At 72.6% G+C, this 19636-nt stretch carries 12 protein-coding genes and 1 pseudogene; 4 read left to right on the top strand and 9 right to left on the bottom strand.

Annotated features, from left to right (window positions below):
• Nucleotides 1-69: 69 nt before the first annotated feature.
• Complete coding sequence (locus ACFW9D_RS21535) at nucleotides 70-1134, bottom strand: DUF2510 domain-containing protein (protein ID WP_384623908.1); 1065 nt, start codon at nucleotides 1132-1134, stop codon at nucleotides 70-72.
• 188 nt (nucleotides 1135-1322) lie between these two features.
• Between ACFW9D_RS21535 and ACFW9D_RS21530 the strand changes: the two genes are divergently transcribed.
• On the top strand, nucleotides 1323-3998 hold the full coding sequence (locus tag ACFW9D_RS21530) for an ATP-binding protein (protein WP_384623907.1): 2676 nt from the start codon (nucleotides 1323-1325) through the stop codon (nucleotides 3996-3998).
• 532 nt (nucleotides 3999-4530) lie between these two features.
• On the opposite strand, the gene ACFW9D_RS21525 is transcribed toward ACFW9D_RS21530, so the two are convergent.
• The 3 genes from ACFW9D_RS21525 to ACFW9D_RS21515 all read right to left on the bottom strand — a co-directional run bounded on the left by ACFW9D_RS21525 (nucleotide 4531) and on the right by ACFW9D_RS21515 (nucleotide 8502).
• A complete protein-coding gene (locus tag ACFW9D_RS21525; RefSeq protein ID WP_384623906.1) occupies nucleotides 4531-5499 on the bottom strand; it encodes a DUF3048 domain-containing protein in 969 nt (322 codons plus the stop codon).
• Between the two features lie 29 nt (nucleotides 5500-5528).
• The gene (locus ACFW9D_RS21520) at nucleotides 5529-7295 is read right to left on the bottom strand and encodes an FAD-dependent oxidoreductase (RefSeq protein ID WP_384623904.1); all 1767 of its coding nucleotides are present in this window, start codon (nucleotides 7293-7295) and stop codon (nucleotides 5529-5531) included.
• A 145-nt stretch (nucleotides 7296-7440) separates the two neighbouring features.
• A complete protein-coding gene (locus ACFW9D_RS21515; protein WP_188335902.1) occupies nucleotides 7441-8502 on the bottom strand; it encodes an ATP-dependent DNA ligase in 1062 nt (353 codons plus the stop codon).
• Nucleotides 8503-8575: 73 nt separating this feature from the next.
• Between ACFW9D_RS21515 and ligD the strand changes: the two genes are divergently transcribed.
• Nucleotides 8576-9607, top strand: a complete 1032-nt coding sequence (gene ligD / locus ACFW9D_RS21510; protein WP_384623902.1) for a non-homologous end-joining DNA ligase — start codon at nucleotides 8576-8578, stop codon at nucleotides 9605-9607.
• A gap of 32 nt (nucleotides 9608-9639) precedes the next feature.
• Here ligD and ACFW9D_RS21505 read toward each other — a convergent pair whose 3' ends face one another.
• On the bottom strand, nucleotides 9640-11853 hold the full coding sequence (locus ACFW9D_RS21505; RefSeq protein ID WP_384623914.1) for an OmpL47-type beta-barrel domain-containing protein: 2214 nt from the start codon (nucleotides 11851-11853) through the stop codon (nucleotides 9640-9642).
• A 2-nt stretch (nucleotides 11854-11855) separates the two neighbouring features.
• A complete protein-coding gene (locus ACFW9D_RS21500; RefSeq protein WP_384623900.1) occupies nucleotides 11856-14375 on the bottom strand; it encodes a ThuA domain-containing protein in 2520 nt (839 codons plus the stop codon).
• Between the two features lie 269 nt (nucleotides 14376-14644).
• On the opposite strand from ACFW9D_RS21500, the gene ACFW9D_RS21495 reads away from it, so the two are divergent.
• Nucleotides 14645-15589 (top strand): multicopper oxidase domain-containing protein, encoded by a 945-nt coding sequence (locus ACFW9D_RS21495; protein ID WP_384623912.1) that lies wholly within the window; start codon nucleotides 14645-14647, stop codon nucleotides 15587-15589.
• A gap of 21 nt (nucleotides 15590-15610) precedes the next feature.
• Here ACFW9D_RS21495 and ACFW9D_RS21490 read toward each other — a convergent pair whose 3' ends face one another.
• Both ACFW9D_RS21490 and ACFW9D_RS21485 read right to left on the bottom strand, forming a co-directional pair.
• A complete protein-coding gene (locus ACFW9D_RS21490) occupies nucleotides 15611-17233 on the bottom strand; it encodes an amidohydrolase (protein ID WP_384623898.1) in 1623 nt (540 codons plus the stop codon).
• Nucleotides 17234-17300: 67 nt separating this feature from the next.
• Complete coding sequence (locus ACFW9D_RS21485) at nucleotides 17301-17930, bottom strand: TetR/AcrR family transcriptional regulator (RefSeq protein WP_384623896.1); 630 nt, start codon at nucleotides 17928-17930, stop codon at nucleotides 17301-17303.
• A 79-nt stretch (nucleotides 17931-18009) separates the two neighbouring features.
• On the opposite strand from ACFW9D_RS21485, the gene ACFW9D_RS21480 reads away from it, so the two are divergent.
• On the top strand, nucleotides 18010-19449 hold the full coding sequence (locus tag ACFW9D_RS21480) for a purine-cytosine permease family protein (protein WP_384623894.1): 1440 nt from the start codon (nucleotides 18010-18012) through the stop codon (nucleotides 19447-19449).
• 3 nt (nucleotides 19450-19452) lie between these two features.
• Here ACFW9D_RS21480 and ACFW9D_RS21475 read toward each other — a convergent pair.
• A pseudogene (locus ACFW9D_RS21475) lies at nucleotides 19453-19636 on the bottom strand (hypothetical protein); the annotation flags it as partial.

The following is a 19636-nucleotide window of genomic DNA, read 5'->3' as shown; positions in this document are numbered from 1 at the left end:
CCTCCACTGAGCGGAGGGGAGCCCGCCCGGCCCCAGTGCGCCGGCCGTTCACCGGCCGGCCGCCGCGGGTCAGACGTCCTTGCCGGCGCCGCCCGAGTCACCGCTCGTGACCCGGGCCTCCTTGATGCCCTTCGCGATCTTGTCGATCGCGGTGTCGTCCGGCCCCTCGGCCTTCTCCTTCGCGGTCTTCGGGATGTCGACCCCGATCCGCACCACGACGAGCTTCTTCGGGTCGTACGGCGACGGGAACGCGACCGACTCCACCCACGCGTCCAGCGACGACTTGGTGTCCACGTTCCAGCGGACCCGGTACCCCTGCTGCCCGGCGACCGTGACCTTCTCCGACAGCAGCTCGTCGTGGTTCAGCAGACCGCCGTACGTCTTGCCGCCGTAGGAGGCCTGCGCGTTCTTGAGGATGTCCTCCTTCGCCGCCGCCTCCGCCGTCTTCGCGTCCAGCTTCAGATCCTTCGCCGACGAGGTCGACGCCCCGCCCCGTACGCACTTCTTCGAGGTGTCGTCCGGGCACGGGTACGGGCCCGTCGACACGCCGGCTATGCCCGCCCCGTCGGCGCCGGTCCAGCCCTCGAGCACCGGCAGTGCGACCCCGTTCGCGACATCGGTGGCGAAGCCCTTGTCGAGCGGCGCCCGCGGGCTCTGCTGTCCGTCGTCCGGCGAGGGCGACGTCCCGCCTCCGCCTCCGCTGCCGCCGCCGTCGGTGCCCGGCGGCTCCGGCTCCGGCGACTCCTTCGACTGCGCCACGCTGTCCGAACCGTCGTCGCCCGCCGTCAGCGCGTACACGCCGCCGCCGATGCCCGCGAGCACCACCACCGCCACGACCGCCGCGATCACCACGCGTGCCGAACTGCGCGGCTTCGGCGGCAACTGCCCCGGATATCCCGGATGGTGACCGTACGCCGGAAGCGTCCCCGGAGCCGTCGGCTGCTGCGCCAGGTACGCGGGCTGCGCCGGCTGTGCGGGCGCCTGCCCGGCCGGCTGCGGCGGGAGCGGCGGCGCGGTCGTGGCCGGTCGCGTCTGGTCCGTCCAGCGGCCGCCGTCCCACCAGCGTTCGGTGCGCGGGCCGCCCTGGACCTGGCCGGGATCGGGGTACCAGCCTGCGGGAGTCTGCGAGGTCATGGACGAAACAGTATGAGGCGTGCCTGAAAACGTGATGAGAGGGTCCGCATTGCGATCGGGATCGTTACCGATCGGCACGCGTGTTCGCCACGGGCTGCGAAGACCCCCCTCCACAGCAGGCCGGGGCGCACTAGTCTCGACAGCAGTACGCCGATCGACCGACGCGCACGACACCGGGAGGGTGCGGGATGACTCAGGGACGGCACGCCGACGCCGCCTCCTCTGGCCCGCCGCTGTGGGAGCGGGAATCCGAACTCGACGTAGCCGCGAGGGCACTTGACGACCTGTGCGGCGACTCCGCCTCGTCCGGCAGCCTCGTCGTCTACAAGGGAGAGGCGGGCATCGGGAAGACCGCCCTGCTCGCCCGGGTCGAGGCGATGGCCGCGGGCCGCGCCACCGTCTGGTCCGCACGCGGCGGCGAGACGGTCACCTCCGTCCCGTTCAACGTCGTGCGCCAGCTGCTGCAGCCCGCGCTGCTCGCCCTCACCGAGGAAGAGGCCCGCGAGTACTTCGGCGACTGGTACGACATCGCCGGACCCGCGCTCGGGATAGCCGAGCCGACGGGACGTCAGGCGGACCCCCAGGGTGTGCGGGACGGTCTCGTCGCGGCGAGCTCCCGGCTCGCCCGCCTCCACTGGCCGCTGGTGCTGCTCGTCGACGACGCCCACTGGGCCGACCTCGAGACCCTGGAATGGCTCGCCGCGTTCGCCGAGCGCCTCGACGACCTGCCCGTCCTCGTCGTCGTCGCCCAGCGCGACCCCGAGGACGCCCAGGCCGCCGCCTGCCTCGACGCCGTCGGCGACGCCGCCCGGCCCGGCGCCACCAGCCTGCGCGCCCTCACCCCCGACGCCACCGCGGGCCTCACCCGCGCCACGCTCGGCGACCACGCCGACGACCCGTTCTGCCGCGAGGTCTGGGCCGTCACCGGGGGCAACCCGTACGAGACGGTCGAGCTGCTCGCCAAGGTGCAGGACAGCGACCTCGCCCCCGAAGAGGGCTCCGCCGCCGAACTGCGCGCGCTGAACAAGGCGGCGCGCGGCCGCGGCCTCGTCGACCGGCTCGAAGGACTCGGCGTCGACGCCACCCGCTTCGCCTGGGCCGCCGCCATCCTCGGCACCCGCATCGAGCCCGGACTCGCCGCGCTCCTCGCCGGCATGAACCCCGAGCAGGCCGGCCGCTGCGCCGAGCGGCTCCTCGCCGCCCGCATCCTCACCGACGCCACCTACGGGGACGTCGGCACCCTGGAGTTCGTCCACCCGCTGATCGCCTCCGCCGTGTACGACGCGATCCCGCCGGCGACCCGCACCGCCATGCACGGCCAGGCCGCGTGGGCCGTCACCGCCTCCGGACACGGCCCCGCCGCCGCCTCCCGGCACCTCCTCGAAGTCCACCCCGACGACGACCCCGAGCTCGTCGAGCAGATGCGCGCCGCCGCCCGCGAGCACCTCGCCGTCGGCGCGCCCGACGCGGCCCGCCGCTGCCTCGAGCGCGCCCTGGAGGAGCCGCCGCTGCCCGAGATCCGCCCGGAGGTGCTCTACGAACTGGGCTGCGCGACCCTGCTGACCTCGCCCGCGACGACCGTCAGGCACCTGGAGGCGGCCCTCGACACCACCCCCGGCCTCGTCGGCGACCGACGGGTCGACGCGGTGTGCCGGCTGTCCCAGGCGCTGGTCCACAACGACCAGTTGGAGGACGCCCTCCGGCTCATCGACGACGAGGCCGAACTGCTCGAACCGGGCCCGGCACGCCTGCGCCTGCAAGCCGTCCACTTCATGTGGGAAGGCATCCACGCGGGCGAGGAGGACTCCCCGGGCCGCTCCCGCAACCTCGCCGCGCTCGCCGACCGGCTGCCCGGCCGCGCCAACCCGGAGCGCGTACTGCTCATCCTGCGCGCCTTCGACGCGATGACCCGCGGGGAGAACGCGGAAGAGGTCGTCGAACGCTGCGACCGCGCCCTCGTCAACGGGCGGCTCGCCCCGGGCCTCGGCTGGACCGACCCCGAATGGGGCTTCGAAGTCCTCATCATGCTCGGCAACTCCTATGTCATGTCCGACCGGCTCGACCGCGCCGAGAGCCTGTTCACCGAGGCCGTCCGCGCGTACGAGACGGCCGGCTGGAGCGGCGGCCACCTCGCCCTCGCGCAGGCCTTCGTCGGCTTCGTGCACCGCAGGCGCGGGCGGCTCACCGAGGCCGAGGCGTTCCTGCGGGAGTCGCTGCGGCTTGCCGACCGGGTCGGTACGGGGCTGCCCATGCACTGGGACGCGGCGTGCATCCTCATCGACACGCTGCTGGCCCGCGGCAAGGCCGACGAGGCGCTGGAGATCGCGGAGCGGTACTCCTTCGGGCCGCCGTACCCGTCCACGCTCGTGCTGCCCGACGCCCACTCCGTGCGGGGGCGGCTGCTCCTCGCGACCGGTGACATCGACGCGGGGATCAGCGAACTGGAGGCCGCCGCGAAGGCCTCCATCGCCCGCGGCGGGCACAACACGATCATGGCACCCTGGGCCTGCGACCTTGCGCGTGCGCTGGCGCTCACCGATCCGCGCCGGGCCGCCGAACTCGCCGGGGAGGCCCGGGTCCAGGCCGAGCGCTTCGGTACGGACACCGCGATCGGTGAGGCCTTGCGGTGTGCCGCCGCGCTGGAGACGGGGCAGGCCCAGCTCAACCTCTACGCGAAGGCCGTGACGTACCTGGAGGCGTCGCCCTGCGCCTACGAGCACGCCCTGGCCCGCGTCGAGTACGGCATCGCCGCCCGCTCCCTGTCCGAGCTCAACCGGGGGCTGACCCTGGCCCGTTCCTGCGGGGCGGACGGCCTCGCGGCCCGGGCGCGGGAGGTGTTGGAGACGGGGCGGGGTCTGAGGTAGCGGCAGCGGCTCCGCCGGAACCCGGAGCGGTCGTGGGGCCCGCGCCCTGCTGTACGGGGCCACGGCGGCCCGCGCCGGGGTTCGGGGCACGTTCGCCGGTGCCCTGTCGCGGGCCGCTGTCCGCCGCGCCACGTGTCCGGGCCACGGTCGCCCGGCGTTGTGCCGAGGGCCCTTGGCCCCAGCCCCCGTCCCACCGGGGGCGTCGGCCCGGCACCCGGCCTCGGGCGACACCGCGGCGCTGGGGTGCGTGTCCGGATGCCCAGCCTTGGGCAGCACCCTGGTTTCCCCGGGCGCGGGTTTCTTCAGGCCTCCGCTACAACGCCGCCGCCGTAGGGGTCGAGCATCGTCGCCGGGTGTCGCGGCGTCGTGGTTGCTCGCGCAGTTCCCCGCGCCCCTGAAAGCGCACTCCGTGCGCCCCAGGGGCGGCTGGTCGCGTCCGGCGACAAAGTCTCCGACCTCGTACGGGCCCCGGGCCTTCGCGGAGCGAATCCGTACCGGTGCCGAAACAGGCTCGCCCACCCGCGGTGTCGAATCAGCCGCTGCCCCCGCCCGTATCCGGCGCCTGTGCGAGGAGAATCCATGTCGGGCCCGGCGCGAAGGGGAGAGGGGCCGTGTTCGTCGGGGGTGTGAAGTGGGTGGGGGAGGTGGAGGTCGGGCGGGTCCAGTGGGACGGGTAGGCGCGGGCGTCGCGGAGGATCTCCGCCCTGCCGGAGCCCACCGTGCGGGACACGGGGGAGGCGTTGCCCAGCTTGTCGTGGAGGCGGGAGTCGTGGATGTCCACGTACTGGACGACGACCGTCGCCGCCGTGAGACGGGTGCCGGATGCCGTGGTCGCCGGGCGGCCGTCCATCGAGACGAGCCAGCGATGCTGCGGCCCCGACCACGTGAAGTCGAAGCGGGCCGCGGGGAAGCTCACCGTGCGCTGGGACGTGGGGCGCCCGCCCTCGGGGACCCGGGCCGCGTACGTGAACCCGGCGAGCGTGCCCGCGTTCGTGCCCGACACCGCGCGGTCGAGTTTTCCCGGGCGGAGATAGAGATTGTGCGGCGCCGGCCGGTCCGCGCCGCGATAGAACGCCCCGCCGGGCGCCGAGTCAGGCGTCACCGCTTTCAGCGGCGCCGCCGCGACGGCCGGCAGCAGCGCGCGCTGCGCCCCCGAGAAGGCGAGCGTGGGCCGCGAGAACTGCCCCAGCAGTTCGAGATCGGTCTCGCGGGCGCTGCGCACCGGCCCCACGACCCCGGGCACCCGCGTCCCGTACACCGCCATGAGCCGGCTCAGCCCGCCCTCGACGCGCTCCGCGTACACCACGTCCGCGCGGTCGAGCCCGGTCTGCGGCCGTGCCGCCCCCACGTTGTCGATCTTGACTGCGAGCACGGAGGCGCCGCCCTGCGTCGGCCCCGACGAGTCGCCCCCGTCGGGCGGTGTCCCGCCGGGGGTACAGGCCGCGAGCAGCGCCGCGAGCAGTCCCGCCACGAGGGCGGCGCGTCTGCGACTTGCGTCCACGCCCGGCTCATACCCGCCGGAGGGGTCCGTCATCCCAGGTCGAGGGCGTTGCGCAGGCCCAGCCGGTAGCGGGTGCGGTCGTGCCGCTTGAGGAGTTCGAGCGCCGGCTCGCGGTGCAGGGCCCGGACCGTGCAGCGGGCGGCGGCCGAGCCGGTCCGGTCGAGGAGCGCGTTCACGGCGAGCCGCGCGGACGTGTTGGCGCCCTCCATCGTCGCGAGATCGATGGGAACGGCCACGTAGTCGCCCGCGAGGTACAGGTTCGGGATCGCGGTGCGGGCCGACGGGCGGTGGTGGAAGGTGCCGGTGGGGTGGATGAGGAGCTGGTCCACGTTGGTGGGGTTCGGGGTGCCGAGGCCGTCGACGCCCGGGTCGAGGAACCAGGTGTGCAGGGTGCTGTCCTTCAGCGGGGCGCGGCCCGTGTCGTTCAGCGCGGCCTTGAGCTGCGCCCACACCTCCTTGGCGACCTCCTCGCGGGTGCACTGCTTGGCGGTCTTCCCGTACAGGATCCCCGGCCGGTCCCATTCCGAGATGTCCACGGACAGGCAGTCGACGGCGACCCCGTCCCCGTACTCGGCCGGGAAGTCGCGGTCCGGCCAGTGCCGGGCCTGCGCGATCGCCGTCAACGACCAGGGCGAGTCGATGCAGTTGAGGTGCCCGTCGAGCAGGTCGGGCCGTTCGGTCAGATAGAACTGGATGCCGGTCATCCAGTCCGTCTCCAGCAGGTCGCACGCCGCCAACTGGGGGTCGGCCGCCTTGAGTCGCGCACCCCAGGTGGCCCGCGCGTGCTCCACGGGCATGGCCTGCACGTAGTGGTCGGCGGTCACGTCACGCCGTACGCCGTCCGGGTCCTCGACGACCGCCTTGGTGATCCGGCCGTCCCCGTAGGAGAGTTCGCGTACGGTCCAGCCGATGCGGAACTCGACGCCGAGCGAGCGCAGGTGCTTCTCCCAGGGGTCGATCCACGCCTCGTTCGTGGGGGCGTCGAGGATCCGGTCGAGGGGGCCGTCCGCGCCCCGGCCCAGGGCGTTGAACGCGAACGCCTCCAGGAGCGTGGCCACCGTGCGGGTGCTCGCCTCCTCGGCCTTGGTCGCCACGATGTTCCGGGTCACGCCGACTGCGAGGATGCGCTGGTAGTCCTTCGACATCTGGCCGGCGCGGGTGAAGTTCCACCACGGCGTGCGCTCCCACTGGTCGTCGCGGCGCTCGTCGCAGCTGGTGAGGAAGACGAGGATGCGGTTCACGAAGTACGCGGTCTCGGTCAGCGGCAGGTTCACGGCGGTGTCGAGCACCGCGGTCAGCGCGCGCCGGACGTCGTCCAGGTCCAGCTGGGCCGGCTGGTGTCCGGGCCAGGGCAGCGGCAGCCGGATGTCCTCGCGGCCGGTGCGGGCGAACATCATCTCGGGCGGGGCGACGAGGTTGTCCCAGACGCCGTTCGCGTTGCCGGGGACCGGGATGCGGCGCATCGTGTCCGGCAGGTTGTGGTAGATGCCGGGGATGAACCGGAAGCCGTGCTCGCCCGGCAGCGGTCTGCGCGCCCCCCTCGCACTGTCCGGCACGTCCATGCTGCGGGCCTTGCCGCCCAGCGCCCGGCGCTCGTACACCGTCACCGCGAACCCGCGCTCGGCCAGCTCGTGCGCGGCGGTCAGCCCCGCGACCCCGCCGCCGAGCACCGCCACCGAACCGCCCGGCTCGCCCTCGGCGTCCGCCGCCGTCGCCGGAGCCGCCGCCCCCGAGAGCGCGAGCCCCGCGGCCGCCGCCCCCGTCCCCGCCATGAACCCGCGCCGTGTCGCCGCCATGCCCGCGTCCCCCTCGTCGCCCCGGGCTTACCGGCGGTAAGCCTCGACGGGCGCAGGAGCATAGGGGCGTCACCCGGGACCCGGAAGACCCGTGCGTGACAGGAGCCCGCGGTTGGCCGAAAACCGGGACTGGACCACGCCGGGCTCAGCGCAGCACGTCCGCCAGGTCGAAGGACATCGGCTCGTCCAGTTGCGCGTACGTGCAGCTCTCCGGGGTGCGGTCCGGGCGCCAGCGCCGGAAGCGTGCCGTGTGCCGGAAGCGGGCCCCGTTCTCCATGTGCTCGTACGCCACCTCGGCCACCCGCTCGGGGCGCAGCGGCACCCACGACAGGTCCTTCTTGCCGGTCCAGCGGCTGGTCGCCCCCGGCATCCGGGACTTCTCCTGCGCGGCCGCGTCGGCCCACGCCGCCCACGGATGCCCGTCCGCGGCGTCCATCCGCAGCGGCTCCAGCTCCGCGATCAGCTCGGTGCGGCGCTTCATCGTGAACGCCGCGCACACCCCGACGTGCTGCAGCGTGCCCGCGTCGTCGTACAGGCCGAGCAGCAGCGAGCCGACGACCGGGCCGCTCTTGTGGAAGCGGTACCCGGCGACCACGCAGTCCGCCGTCCGCTCGTGCTTGACCTTGATCATCAGCCGCTCGTCCTGCCGGTACCGCAGATCCAGCGGCTTCGCCACGACCCCGTCCAGGCCCGCGCCCTCGTACTGCTCGAACCAGCGCTGGGCCAGCTCCGCGTCCGTCGTCGCCGGCGCGAGATGCACCGGCGCGTCGGCCCCCGCGAGCGCCTCCTCCAGGCGTGCCCGGCGCTCGCTCAGCGGCGCGTCCACCAGGGACTCGTCGCCGAGCGCGAGCACGTCGAAGGCCACGAATGACGCCGGTGTGCGCTCCGCGAGCGTCCGCACCCGGGACTCGGCCGGGTGGATCCGCTCGGTCAGCGCGTCGAAGTCGAGCCTCCCGTCCCGCGCGATGACGATCTCCCCGTCGAGCACGCACCGCTCGGGCAGCCGCTCCCCGAGCGCCGCCACCAGCTCGGGAAAGTATCTGGTCAGCGACTTGGTGGTGCGGCTGGTGACCTCGATCTCGGGACCGTCGCGGAACACGATCGCGCGGAAGCCGTCCCACTTCGCCTCGTAGTGCATCCCCGCCGGGATCCGCGCGGCGGACTTCGCGAGCATCGGGCGGACCGGCGGCATGACGGGAAGATCCATGCCCCGATTCTGTCCCGTACGGGCGGAAGACGCCCGGTGTGCGGGGTTCGTCCGTTGGGCCTAGCGTGGGCGCATGGGCAGCAAGGGTGCGGCGGTCGAGCTGGAGGCGGGCGGACGGACGGTGCGTCTGTCCAGCCCCGACAAGATCTACTTTCCCGACGGGGGAGCGACGGGCTACACCAAGCTGGACGTCGCCAACTACTTCCTCGCCGTCGGCGACGGCATCCTGCGCGCCCTGCGCGACCGCCCCACCACCCTGGAGCGCTACCCCGAGGGCCTGACCGGCGAGCACTTCTACCAGAAGCGCGCCCCCAAGAACATGCCCGACTGGATCCCCACCGCCACCATCACCTTCCCCTCCGGCCGCACGGCCGACGAGATGTGCCCCACCGAACCGGCCGCCGCCCTGTGGGCCGCCCAGTTCGGCACGCTCACGTTCCACCCCTGGCCCGTGCGCCGCGACCACCCCGACCACCCCGACGAACTGCGCATCGACCTCGACCCGCAGCCCGGCACCGAGTACGGCGACGCCGTGCACGCCGCCCGCGAACTGCGCGCCGTGCTCCACGACTTCGGCGGACTGCGCGGCTGGCCCAAGACCTCCGGCGGCCGCGGCCTGCACGTGTTCGTGCCCATCGAACCGCGCTGGACCTTCGTCGAGGTGCGCCGCGCCGCCATCGCCTGCGGCCGCGAGCTGGAGCGCCGGATGCCCGACCACGTGACCACCGCCTGGTGGAAGGAGGAGCGCGGCGAGCGGATCTTCGTCGACTTCAACCAGACGGCCCGCGACCGCACGATCGCCTCCGCCTACTCGATCCGCGCCCGCCCCAACGCCCCCGTCTCCGCCCCGCTGACCTGGGACGAGGTGGGCGACGCGCTGCCCCGCGACTTCGACATCATGACCATGCCCAAGCGCTACGCCGAGGTCGGTGACGTGCACGCCCGCATGGACGAGGAGCGGTACTCCCTGGAGGCCCTCCTCGAACTGGCCGACAAGGACGAGAAGGACCGCGGCCTCGGCGACCTGCCGTACCCGCCCGAGTACCCGAAGATGCCGGGCGAGCCCAAGCGCGTACAGCCGAGCCGGGCCAGACACGAGGACTGACCCGGCTCGGACTCACCCGCGCGGAACGGGACTCACAGCTCCTTGATCCGGATGTCGCGGTACGAGATGACGTCCGTCGTGCTGTGCACCTGGAGCCCGAGGTAGCCGGAGGCGTAGCGCCGGCCGTCGGTGCCCGGGTCGTCCGAGCGCGGCGGCTCGAAGACCTGGCCGCCGGTGTTGTCGAACTCGTTGATCAGCACACCGTTGCGGTACACCGAGTAGTGCTGGTCCACCACCTTGATCTCGTAGTCGTTCCACGTGCCCTTCGGGGTGACGCCCGCGCCCGCGAGCCCCACCCGGTCGAAGCCGTAGATCGAACCGGACTTGTACATGTCGCCGTCCGGCCGGTCGAGCACCTGCACCTCGTGGCCGTACTTGATGGCGACCCACTCCGGGCGCGTCTCCTCGGGGTTGTCGTGCACCCACGGGAAGCGGACGAAGACCCCGCCGTTGGCGTTGCCGGTGCCCGGGGCGTCGTCGCGCCACTGGAGCTTCAGCGAGAAGTCGCCGTACTTGCGCTCCGGGAACCACAGCATGCCCATGCCCTGGACATCGGTGCGGCTGGTGATCGAGCCGTCCGCGTTGAGCGCGAACTTCCCGCCGCCGACCTGCTCCCAGCGCGCGAAGGACTCCTCGGTGCCGTCGAGGATCTTGCGGTAGCCCTCGGTCTGTCCCGGCTTGCCGATCCCGGACTGCTTCGCCGCCCGGTTGATCCGGTTGTACTCGCGCTGGTCGATGACGCCCTGCTTCAGAAGCCCGTCGGTGACCGTCTTCACGTGCTTGAGGAAGAGGGCCTGCGACGTCCACTCCTTCTCGTCCTCGATCAACTCGTTGATCCGGCAGCGGTTCTCGGTGACCCGGTTCGGCACACCCGTGTCGACCGTGCCGACGAACACCGTGGAACGCTCGTCGTACTCCGGGCAGTTCGGCGCCGGCACCCCGCCGCCCGAGGCGACCGCGAAGACGAAGGTCTGCGCCTGCGACGCGTTCCCCGCCTTGTCGCTCGCCCGGTACGCCACCGAGTGGGCGCCGACCCGGTCCACCACCACGGGCTGGGTGTAGGCGAGATAGGGGCCGCCGTCCAGCGAGTACTCGACCGTGGCGACGCCCGAGTCGTCGTCCGTGGCCGTCAGCGTCAGCTGCGCGTCGCCGATGTACGCGCCGTCGGAGTTCTTCTCGCCGGCGACCGACAGCGACACCGTCGGCGGCGTCGTGTCCTCGGCCGGAGGCTCGACGACCTCGAAGGTGACGGACTTCTCGGCCGCCTGGTTGCCGGCCTTGTCCGCCGCCCGGTAGCGCACCGTGTGCTCGCCCGGCTCGTGGACCATGACGGGCGCGGTGTACGGCTGCCAGGCGCCGTCGGCGCCGAGCGCGTACTCCACCGTGTTGACCCCGGAGCCGGTGTCCGACGCCGAGACCGTCACGGTGGCCATGCCGACGTACGCGCCGCTCGCGTCCTTCTCACCGGCGACCGTCGCCGACGTCTCCGGCGGAGTCGAGTCGTCCGTCGGCGGCGCGACCACGGTGAAGGCGAGTGACTTCTCCTCGGCCGCGTTGCCCGCCTTGTCGGTCGCCTTGTACTTCAGCGTGTGCGCGCCGACCTGGTTCACCACGACCGGCGCCGTGTACGGCGTGTACGCGCCGCCGTCGAGGGCGTACTCGATCCGGTCCACGCCCGACCCGGCGTCGGTCGCGGACACGGTCACCGACGCGGAGCCGACGAACGCGCCGTCCGCGTTCGTCTGCCCCTCGGCCTTCGCGGAGGTCTCGGGCGCGGTGGTGTCCTCACCGCCCCCGCCGTCCGTCACCACGAGGATCCCCTGCATGCCGCTGTGGCCCGGGATCGTGCAGTGGTAGCGGTAGCGCCCGGGGGAGAGCGTGACCTCGACGGAGTGCTTGCCGCCCTGGTCGTCGTTCGGGTTCGCCAGGATGTTCAGCGGGACGTCGTTGTTGTACTCGGGGTCCGAGACGTCGAAGGTCAGCGTGTGCGGCATGCCCGTCGTGTTGCCGGTCGCCGCGCTGTTCTCGAACACGATCGTCGCCTTGCCCGCGACCGCCGTCGTGGGCGCGGACCCGTACTTGGTGATGTCGTCGCCCGCGGTCCAGGTCAGCACCTGTTCGGCCGCGGCCTGCCGGGTGTCGTCCGGACGCCCGTACGCGGTCGACGTCGTGGCGACGAGCCCGAGGCACATCAGCAGGGCGGCGAGCAGTGCCGTCCACAGTCTTCGCCTGCGCCGGTCCGTCATCGTCACTCTCCCTTCCTGGCCAGCTGATCGGCCGCCGGGGTCGCCGCGCCGCCCGTGTACGTGACCTTCCACAGCGCCGACTTGCCGTCGGAGGTGAAGAAGCCACGCCCGTAGTCGAGGACGTACAGCGCGCCGTCGGGGCCGAACTTCCAGTCCATGAGGTTCTTGATGCCGTCGTTGCCGATCGGCACGATCTTCTTCAGCGACTCGGCGTGCACCGGCACGGAGCCGTCCCCGTGCGTCCCCGGATCGGTCAGGACCGCGTGCCGCGGCTGGTCGGAGTCGTAGAAGTCACCGATGAACCACTTGCCGTCCCAGTAGCTCGGCCACTTGTCCGCGTTCGGCACCGAGGCGTCGTAGCGGTACACGGGCCCGTCCATCGCGGCCTGTCCGCCGCCCTTGAGCCACGGCAGCAGATAGGTCGCCTCCTCCTTCTTGTACGAGGGCACGCCGTCGGCGTCGCGGGGATAGTCGGGGGCGCCGCCCTGCGGGGAGTACCAGATGTTGTTCCCGGTGACCGGCGGCAGGTTGACGAGCCCGTCGTTGTTCGGCGACTCGTTCTTCGGGTGGTCGCAGTCGTACCAGCCCAGCGGCTTCGACGGGTCGGGCAGATTGCGGTCGCGGTAGGGCTGCTTGTTGCCCATGCAGTACGGCCAGCCGCGGTTGGAGGCCTTGGTGATCACGGCGAACGTGTCGTACTTGGCCGGACCCCAGGTCGTCGACGGCTCACCGGCGTCCGGGCCGACCCAGCCCGCGTACAGGGTGTCGGTCTGCTTGTCGACCGAGATCCGCGCGGGGTTCCTGACGCCCATCACATAGATCTCGCCCCGCGTCTTGCCGCCGCCCTCCGCGGTCTCCTTCCCGGTGAAGAGGTTCCCCTCGGGCAGCGTGTACGTGCCGTCGGGTTCCGGGTGGATGCGCAGGATCTTGCCGTTGAGGTTGTTGGTGTTGCCGGCGGTGCGGCGCGCGTCGGCGAACGAGACGCCCTTGTAGTTCGGCTCCGGGTTGTTGCCCGAGTAACCGCCGCTGAAGCCGGAGGAGTTGTTGTCACCCGTCGCGATGTAGAGATTGCCCTTCGAGTCCCAGGCCATCCCGCCGCCCGCGTGGCAGCAACTGTGCACCTGCACCGGCCACTTGAGCAGCACCTTCTCGCTGCTCAGGTCGAGCTTGTCCGTGGCCGGGTCGAGGGTGAAGCGCGAGACGCGCCGCTCCGCCATCTGCTTGTCGCGGTCGAGCCCCGAGTGCGGGGTGTAGTGCAGGTACACCCACCCGTTCTCCTCGAACCGCGGATCGAGCTCGATGCCGAGCAGGCCCTCCTCGACCTTGATGAGCTCGTCGCCGCCGCCCTTGTTGCCGAAGACGGTCAACTCGCCCGCGAGCGTGACCTTCTCGGTCTTCGGGTCGTAGACGTGGACCTGCCCCTTGCCCTTGCCGATGTCCGGGTCGTTCCAGTCCGTGACCACCGGCTGCGAGGAGTCCCCGCCACCGCGCCCGATGTACAGGACGCGCCCGTCGGGGGCCGTGACGAGCCCGTGCGGCTCGCCGATCTGGTCGCTCTGTCCCGGCTGGTTCGGCGCGGTCAGACGCTCGGCCTTGTAGTTGCCGTTGATCGCGGCCTTGCAGTCGGCCCGCACGATCCGCGACGTCCACAGCAGCGCGCCGCGCAGGTGGTCGCGGAAGTCCACCTCGTCGTACGAGGCGACGGTGCCGCCCATCCCGGTGTAGAAGGAGCGTCCGCCGTCGTAGTCACGGCACCAGGACACCGGATGGTCGGCGCCGTTCGCGCCCGCGCCCGGCTTGTACGTGGACTCGCGGACCCGGGCCACGGTGTGCACGTCGCCGGACGGGTTCTTCGCCCAGTTCAGCCACTGGTCGGGGCGCTTCCACTGCACCGGCAGGTCCTTCGTCGCCGGATGCTGCCGGTCGCCGACCTCGACGGTCGCGCGCTGCACGGCCGGCGGCGCGGAGGCCGCGGGGCGCGCCCCGATCAGCCCGCCGAACCAGTCGGAGTACGGCTCGGCGCGCGCCGCGTCGTGGATGCCGACGAAGCCGCCGCCCGCCTCCATGTAGCTCTCCAGGCCCGCCTCCTGGTCGGGGTCGAGGACGTCCCCGCCGCCGGTCAGGAAGACCACCGCGTTGAAGCGGCTCAGCCGGGCGGCGTCCGTGAACACCGAGGCGTCGTCGCTCGCCACCACCTTGAACCGCTGGGCGGTGGGCCCGGACAGGCCGATCCTCTCGATCGCCGCGATGCCCGCGTCGACGGTCGGCGACTCGTCGCCGCCGGCCGCGGAGCCGTGGAAGACCAGCACCCGCACGTTGGAGCCGCCGGGCGGCGACTGTATGGACATCGTTGTCATACGCCCGTTCCCGGGATCCGGGTAGGCGCTGGCGGCGGGACCGCTGAGCAGTCCCGCGGCCAGCGCCGTCCCGGCGATCCCGACGGCCCAGACCCGGCCGCGTCTGCTTCTTCCGGCGCTGAACTCTCGTACGGGCAACGGCTTGTGATGCGGTAACCGCCGCATGTGCTCACCCACTCCCCATCGGACACAGCAACAGCGCCGTGAAAGCTAGACCTCTTTTCGCGGCGCGCCAATAGCTATGACCGCACTGGCGCGAACTTTGTCCTGGGTGTGGATAAACGAAGATCAGGTGGCTACGGTGCCCCACGCGACGTGAAAGCCCGTACGAGGGTGGGGAGTTGTCCGTGACGGAACGCGACGAACCGAACCGCAGCACGGCTCATCAGGAGCCCCGGGCCACCGAGGAGGACAGACGCGCGCTCAGCCGCCGGATGCTGATCGGCGGCGCGGTGGCCGCCACGGCCGGGGTGACATCGTTGTCCCTCGCGGCCGCGGCGTCACCGGCGGCCGGCGCCGACACCCCGCCGCGCACCGCGCCCGCGGGCGGCGAGGTGCGGCGGATCAAGATGTACGCCGAGAAGCTCGCGGACGGGCAGCTCGGCTACGGCTTCGAGAAGGGCAAGGCGTCGATCCCGGGCCCGCTGATCGAGCTCAACGAGGGCGACACCCTGCACATCGAATTCGAGAACCTCACGGACACCGACGCGAGCCTGCACGTCCACGGCATGGACTACGAGATCTCCAGCGACGGCACGCGCATGAACCGCAGCCATGTCGAGCCCGGCGGCACCCGCACCTACACCTGGCGCACCCACGCCCCGGGCCGCCGCAAGGACGGCACCTGGCGCGCGGGCACGGCCGGCTACTGGCACTACCACGACCACGTCGTGGGCACCGACCACGGCACGGGCGGCATCCGCAAGGGCCTGTACGGGCCGGTGATCGTGCGCCGCAAGGGCGACGTCCTGCCCGACCCCGGGAAGACCTTCACGATCGTCTTCAACGACATGACGATCAACAACAAGGCCGCCCACGAAGCCCCCACCTTCGAGGCGACGGTGGGCGACCGGGTCGAGATCGTGATGATCACGCACGGCGAGTACTACCACACGTTCCACCTGCACGGTCATCGCTGGGCGGACAACCGCACCGGCGCGCTGACCGGCCCCGACGACCCGACGCAGGTCCTCGACAACAAGATCTGCGGCCCGGCCGACTCCTTCGGCTTCCAGTTCATCGCCGGGGAGGGCGTCGGCGCGGGCGCCTGGATGTACCACTGCCACGTCCAGAGCCACTCCGACATGGGCATGGCCGGACTGTTCCTGGTCAGGAAGGCCGACGGCTCGATCCCGGGCTACGACCCGCCGCACCACTGACGGCGGGCCCCCGCCCCGGCGTCACAGATCGGCGGCCCGGAACGTCACGCGGCCCCCGACCACGGTCAACCGCACCTGGAGGTCCGGGAGTTCCAGCGCGTCGACCGCGGTCGGATCCGCCGCGAACACCGACAGGTCGCCGCGGAAACCGGGCGCGATCCGGCCCGTGACCCGGTCCTCCCCGGCCGCGTACGCCGCGTTCAGCGTCATCGCGCGCAGCGCCTCGGCCCCCGTCAGCGCCTGGCCGGGGCCGTGCGGGGGCTGGGTCAGGTCGTGGCTGGGGCGGCGGTGGCGGGCGCCGGCCAGGACCCCGAGCGGCGGGTACGGGGCGATCGGCCAGTCCGAGCCGAGCACCACGCGCGCCCCGGCGTCCCACAGGTCCCGGCAGCGCCAGGCCCGCCCGGCCCGCTCCTCGCCGAGCCGGCGCGACCAGTTGTCGGTGTGGTCGGCGCGCGTGAAGTCGCAGCAGTGCGTGGGCTGCATGGAGGCGATGACGTCCAGTTCGGCGAAGCGGCTCACCGTGTCGTCCGGGACCGTCTCGATGTGCTCCACCCGGTGCCGTACGCCGCCCGGCGCCTCGGCGCGCGCCTTCGCGACCGAGTCGAGCACATGACGCACGGCCGCGTCGCCGATCGCGTGGGTCGCCGTCGGCACGCCCGCCCGGTGCAGTTCGGTGACGACGTGCGTGTAGTCCGCCGGGTCGGGCCAGAACGCGTGCGTGGACTCGCCGTGGCAGTCGGGGTGTTCCAGCCACGCGGTGCCGTTGTCCACGGTGCCGTCCATGAACAGCTTCACGCCCGCGATGCGCCACAGGCCGCCCCCCGTGCCCTGGGCGTCGATCATCGAGCGGATCGTGCCGGCGTCGGCGCCGGGCTGGCAGATCGGCGCGAGCCGCAGCCGCAGCGGCAGTTCACCGGCCGCGTCGAGCTCGGCCAGCAGGGCGGTGCCCTCCGGCTCCGACTCCATCGAGTGTCCGCCGGTCAGACCGGATGCGGCCATGCCGCGGAGCACCTCGGCGAGCCTCGCGCGCTTCTCCTCGCGGCTGGGCTGCGGCGCGACCCGCAGCACCAGTTCGCACGCCGCGTCCTCCAGGAGCAGCCCGGTGGGCCGGCCGTCCGCGTCGCAGACCACCTCGGCGGCCTGGTCGAAGGTGCGGGGGCCGTCGACCCCGGCGCGTGCGAGGGCCTCCGCGCTCGCCAGCAGGGAGTGCCCGTCGAAGAGCTGGAGGAGCGCGGGCACGCCGTCCAGCACGGGGGCGAGGGCGTCGGCGGTGACCGGGCGGTCGCCGAACACGTTCGGGTCCAGGCCCCAGGCGTGCAGCCAGGCGCCGGGCGCGAGCCGCCGCCGCTCCTCGTCGAGCGCCGCCCGCACCGCGTCGAGGTCCGTGCGGCGGGACAGGTCCAGGCCCCGGGTCAGTTCGGCGCCCGAGGCCGGGTGGAAGTGGCCGTCGACCAGGCCCGGGGTGACGACCGCGCCCTTGAGGTCGATCACGGTCGTGCCGGGGCCGGCGAGCGAGCGGATCGCGTGGTCGTCGCCGAGCGCGCTGATCGTGCCGTCGGTGCGCACGGCGAGCGCGCTGTACGGAAGGTGGCCGCGGGCCGGGTCGAGCAGCCGGGCGGAGAGGAGGACGAGCTGCGGGTGCATGGTGCGGTGCTCCGGATCCGTGGTCGGGTGCGCCGCCCCTGCGGCGCCGTGCGGGGTGGAATTCGGGTCAGTACGGGGCCAACGCGCCCTTGTCGAGGCCCAGTTCGTGCTCGGCCAGGGTGATCGCCATGCGGCGCACGGCCGGGGGCAGCACGTCGTGCTCGGCCCCCGCGTCCGCGCCGAGCCCGTCCAGGACGACGAGGATCATCTGGGCGGTCACCACCGGGTCGGGGGTACGGAACGCGCCGTGCGCCACCCCGTCGGCGAGCAGTCCGGACAGCCGGTCGCGCCAGGCCGCCTCCTGCTCGGCGACGCGGGAGCTCAGCGCGGGCCGGTAGCGGCTGAGGTGCCGGGCGTTGACCCACAGCGCGCTGATGTCGTTCCACGCGGGCCCGCTGGTGCGGGCGAAGAACGCGGCGAGCCGCGCCGTGGGGTCCGTGTCCGGGGCGGCCGGAGGGATCAGCGCGTCCAGCTCGCCGCTCGCCGCGTCCCCGAACGCCTCCGCGACCAGCTCCTCCGCCGAGGGGAAGTAGTGGCTCACCAGACCGGGGCGCACGTCCAGCTCCTCGCCGATGCGACGCAGCGTGATGCTCTCCAGACCTTCGGAAAGCGCAATCTCAGCGGCCTTCGCAACGATTTCCGCACGTCGCTCGGTCGGAGATTTTCGGATTCGTTTGCGCTCAACGCTTGACGGCATGCCGGGCACACTATTGAGTGTGCGACCAATAGGCAAGCGGTCGTGCGGCCGCCATGCACCAGGACACCGGAGGCCCTCCATGGCGTCGACGCTCCCCAAGAAGTCCCCGGAAACGGACCGACCAACCACCCCGCCCCAGGACCGTCCCGCGGGACGCATCGAGGCCCACGGTATCGACCAGATCCCCGACTCCGAAAGGCGCGGCCGCCCCCGCGACCTGTTCGCCGTCTGGGCGGCCACGAACGTGAACTACCTCAGCCTCGTCATGGGCGGCGCGCTGATCCTCATGGGGCTCACGCTCTGGCAGGCCCTCGCCGTCCTCTTCGTCGGCAACCTCTTCTGGGTCCTGACCGGTCTGCTCGCCGTGCCGGGCCCCGCCGCGGGCGCCCCCAGCGAGGTGATCACCCGCGCGCTGTTCGGCGTGATCGGCAACCGCGTGAACAACGCGGTCACCGGCTGGCTCGTCTCGGTCTGCTACTTCGCCCTGAACCTGTCCGCCGCCGCGGTCGCCGCCTTCGCCCTCGTCGAGAAGGCCGGCATCCCGGCGACCACCACCGTCAAGACGATCGTCGTGGTGGTCATCGCGGCGCTCACGCTGACCATCAGCGTCTACGGTCACGCCGTGATCATGCGGCTCTACGTCCCGATCACCCTCGTGCTCGGCGCCGCGTTCGCCGTGGTCGCCGTCGCCGTGTTCCGGCACGCCGACTACGCGTACGTGCCCGCCGAGCCGCTGCACGGCGTCGACCTGTGGGCCGTCGCCCTCGCGGGCGTCACCCTCATCGCCTCCGGCCCGCTCTCGTACACCACCAGCGCCGACTTCTCCCGCTACCTGCCGCGCACGACGTCGAAGAAGGCCGTCCTCGGGTGGACCGCGCTCGGCGGCTTCCTGCCCAGCATGATCGTCTGCTCCCTCGGCGTCTTCGGCGCGACCGTCGTCGACATGAGCGACCCGCAGAGCGGCCTGGCGAAGATCCTGCCCGGCTGGTTCACCCCGCTCTTCCTGCTGGCCCTCGTGCTCGGCACCATCTCGATCAACGCCCTGACCGCGTACAGCGCGGGCCTCGCCCTCCAGGCCGTCGGCCTGCGCATCCGCCGCACCGTCAGCGTCCTGTTCGACGGCACCGCGGCCGTCGCCCTCACCCTCTACGGCCTGCTGATCTCGAACTTCCTCGACACGGTCAGCAACGTCCTCCAGCTGACCGTCGTCCTCCTCGGCCCCAGCGTGGCCGTCTATGCGACCGACATCGTCCTGCGCCGCAACCGCTACGACGGCGCGGCCCTCGGCGACGAGTCCCGCGGCGGCCCCTACTGGTTCCGCGGCGGCGTCAACTGGTCCGGCGCCACCGCGCTGCTCCTCGGCGCCGTCACCTCCGGGCTCTGCGTCAACACCCTCTACACGGGACCGCTCGCCTCCGTCTTCGACGGCGTCGACCTCGCGCTCCCGGTCGGCATGATCGTCGCGGGCCTCGCCTACTGGCTGCTGGCCCGCAAGGGGATCCGCGCCGCGACCGCCTGATCCCTACAGCGCCGAGAGGTCGAACACCCACCACTCGGCGCACGGCGCCTCCTGCACGTAGATCCGCGGCCCCCGGGCCACCACCCGGCGGCGCCCCGTGAGCGGGGGGGCGCCCGGGCGGGGGAGGCGGGCCGTGGTGAACGGGCGGACCACCCTCCCCACGAGTTGGCAGTCGACGATCCCGGGG

It is taken from the genome of Streptomyces sp. NPDC059524 (genome assembly GCF_042749255.1).
GTDB lineage: Bacteria > Actinomycetota > Actinomycetes > Streptomycetales > Streptomycetaceae > Streptomyces > Streptomyces xanthii.
The sequence above is the reverse complement of the archived record's forward strand: the minus strand, read 5'-3'. Positions and strand labels throughout refer to the sequence as shown.

What these genes read in the sequence shown, in the direction of transcription:
- ACFW9D_RS21485 (WP_384623896.1), bottom strand. Translation starts at nt 17,930, where the DNA reads ATGCCGTCAAGCGTTGAGCGCAAACGAATCCGAAAATCTCCGACCGAG.
- ACFW9D_RS21535 (WP_384623908.1), bottom strand. Translation starts at nt 1,134, where the DNA reads ATGACCTCGCAGACTCCCGCAGGCTGGTACCCCGATCCCGGCCAGGTC.
- ACFW9D_RS21480 (WP_384623894.1), top strand. Translation starts at nt 18,010, where the DNA reads ATGGCGTCGACGCTCCCCAAGAAGTCCCCGGAAACGGACCGACCAACC.
- ACFW9D_RS21515 (WP_188335902.1), bottom strand. Translation starts at nt 8,502, where the DNA reads ATGGATCTTCCCGTCATGCCGCCGGTCCGCCCGATGCTCGCGAAGTCC.
- ACFW9D_RS21500 (WP_384623900.1), bottom strand. Translation starts at nt 14,375, where the DNA reads ATGCGGCGGTTACCGCATCACAAGCCGTTGCCCGTACGAGAGTTCAGC.
- ACFW9D_RS21520 (WP_384623904.1), bottom strand. Translation starts at nt 7,295, where the DNA reads ATGGCGGCGACACGGCGCGGGTTCATGGCGGGGACGGGGGCGGCGGCC.
- ACFW9D_RS21490 (WP_384623898.1), bottom strand. Translation starts at nt 17,233, where the DNA reads ATGCACCCGCAGCTCGTCCTCCTCTCCGCCCGGCTGCTCGACCCGGCC.
- ligD (WP_384623902.1), top strand. Translation starts at nt 8,576, where the DNA reads ATGGGCAGCAAGGGTGCGGCGGTCGAGCTGGAGGCGGGCGGACGGACG.
- ACFW9D_RS21530 (WP_384623907.1), top strand. Translation starts at nt 1,323, where the DNA reads ATGACTCAGGGACGGCACGCCGACGCCGCCTCCTCTGGCCCGCCGCTG.
- ACFW9D_RS21505 (WP_384623914.1), bottom strand. Translation starts at nt 11,853, where the DNA reads ATGACGGACCGGCGCAGGCGAAGACTGTGGACGGCACTGCTCGCCGCC.
- ACFW9D_RS21495 (WP_384623912.1), top strand. Translation starts at nt 14,645, where the DNA reads ATGCTGATCGGCGGCGCGGTGGCCGCCACGGCCGGGGTGACATCGTTG.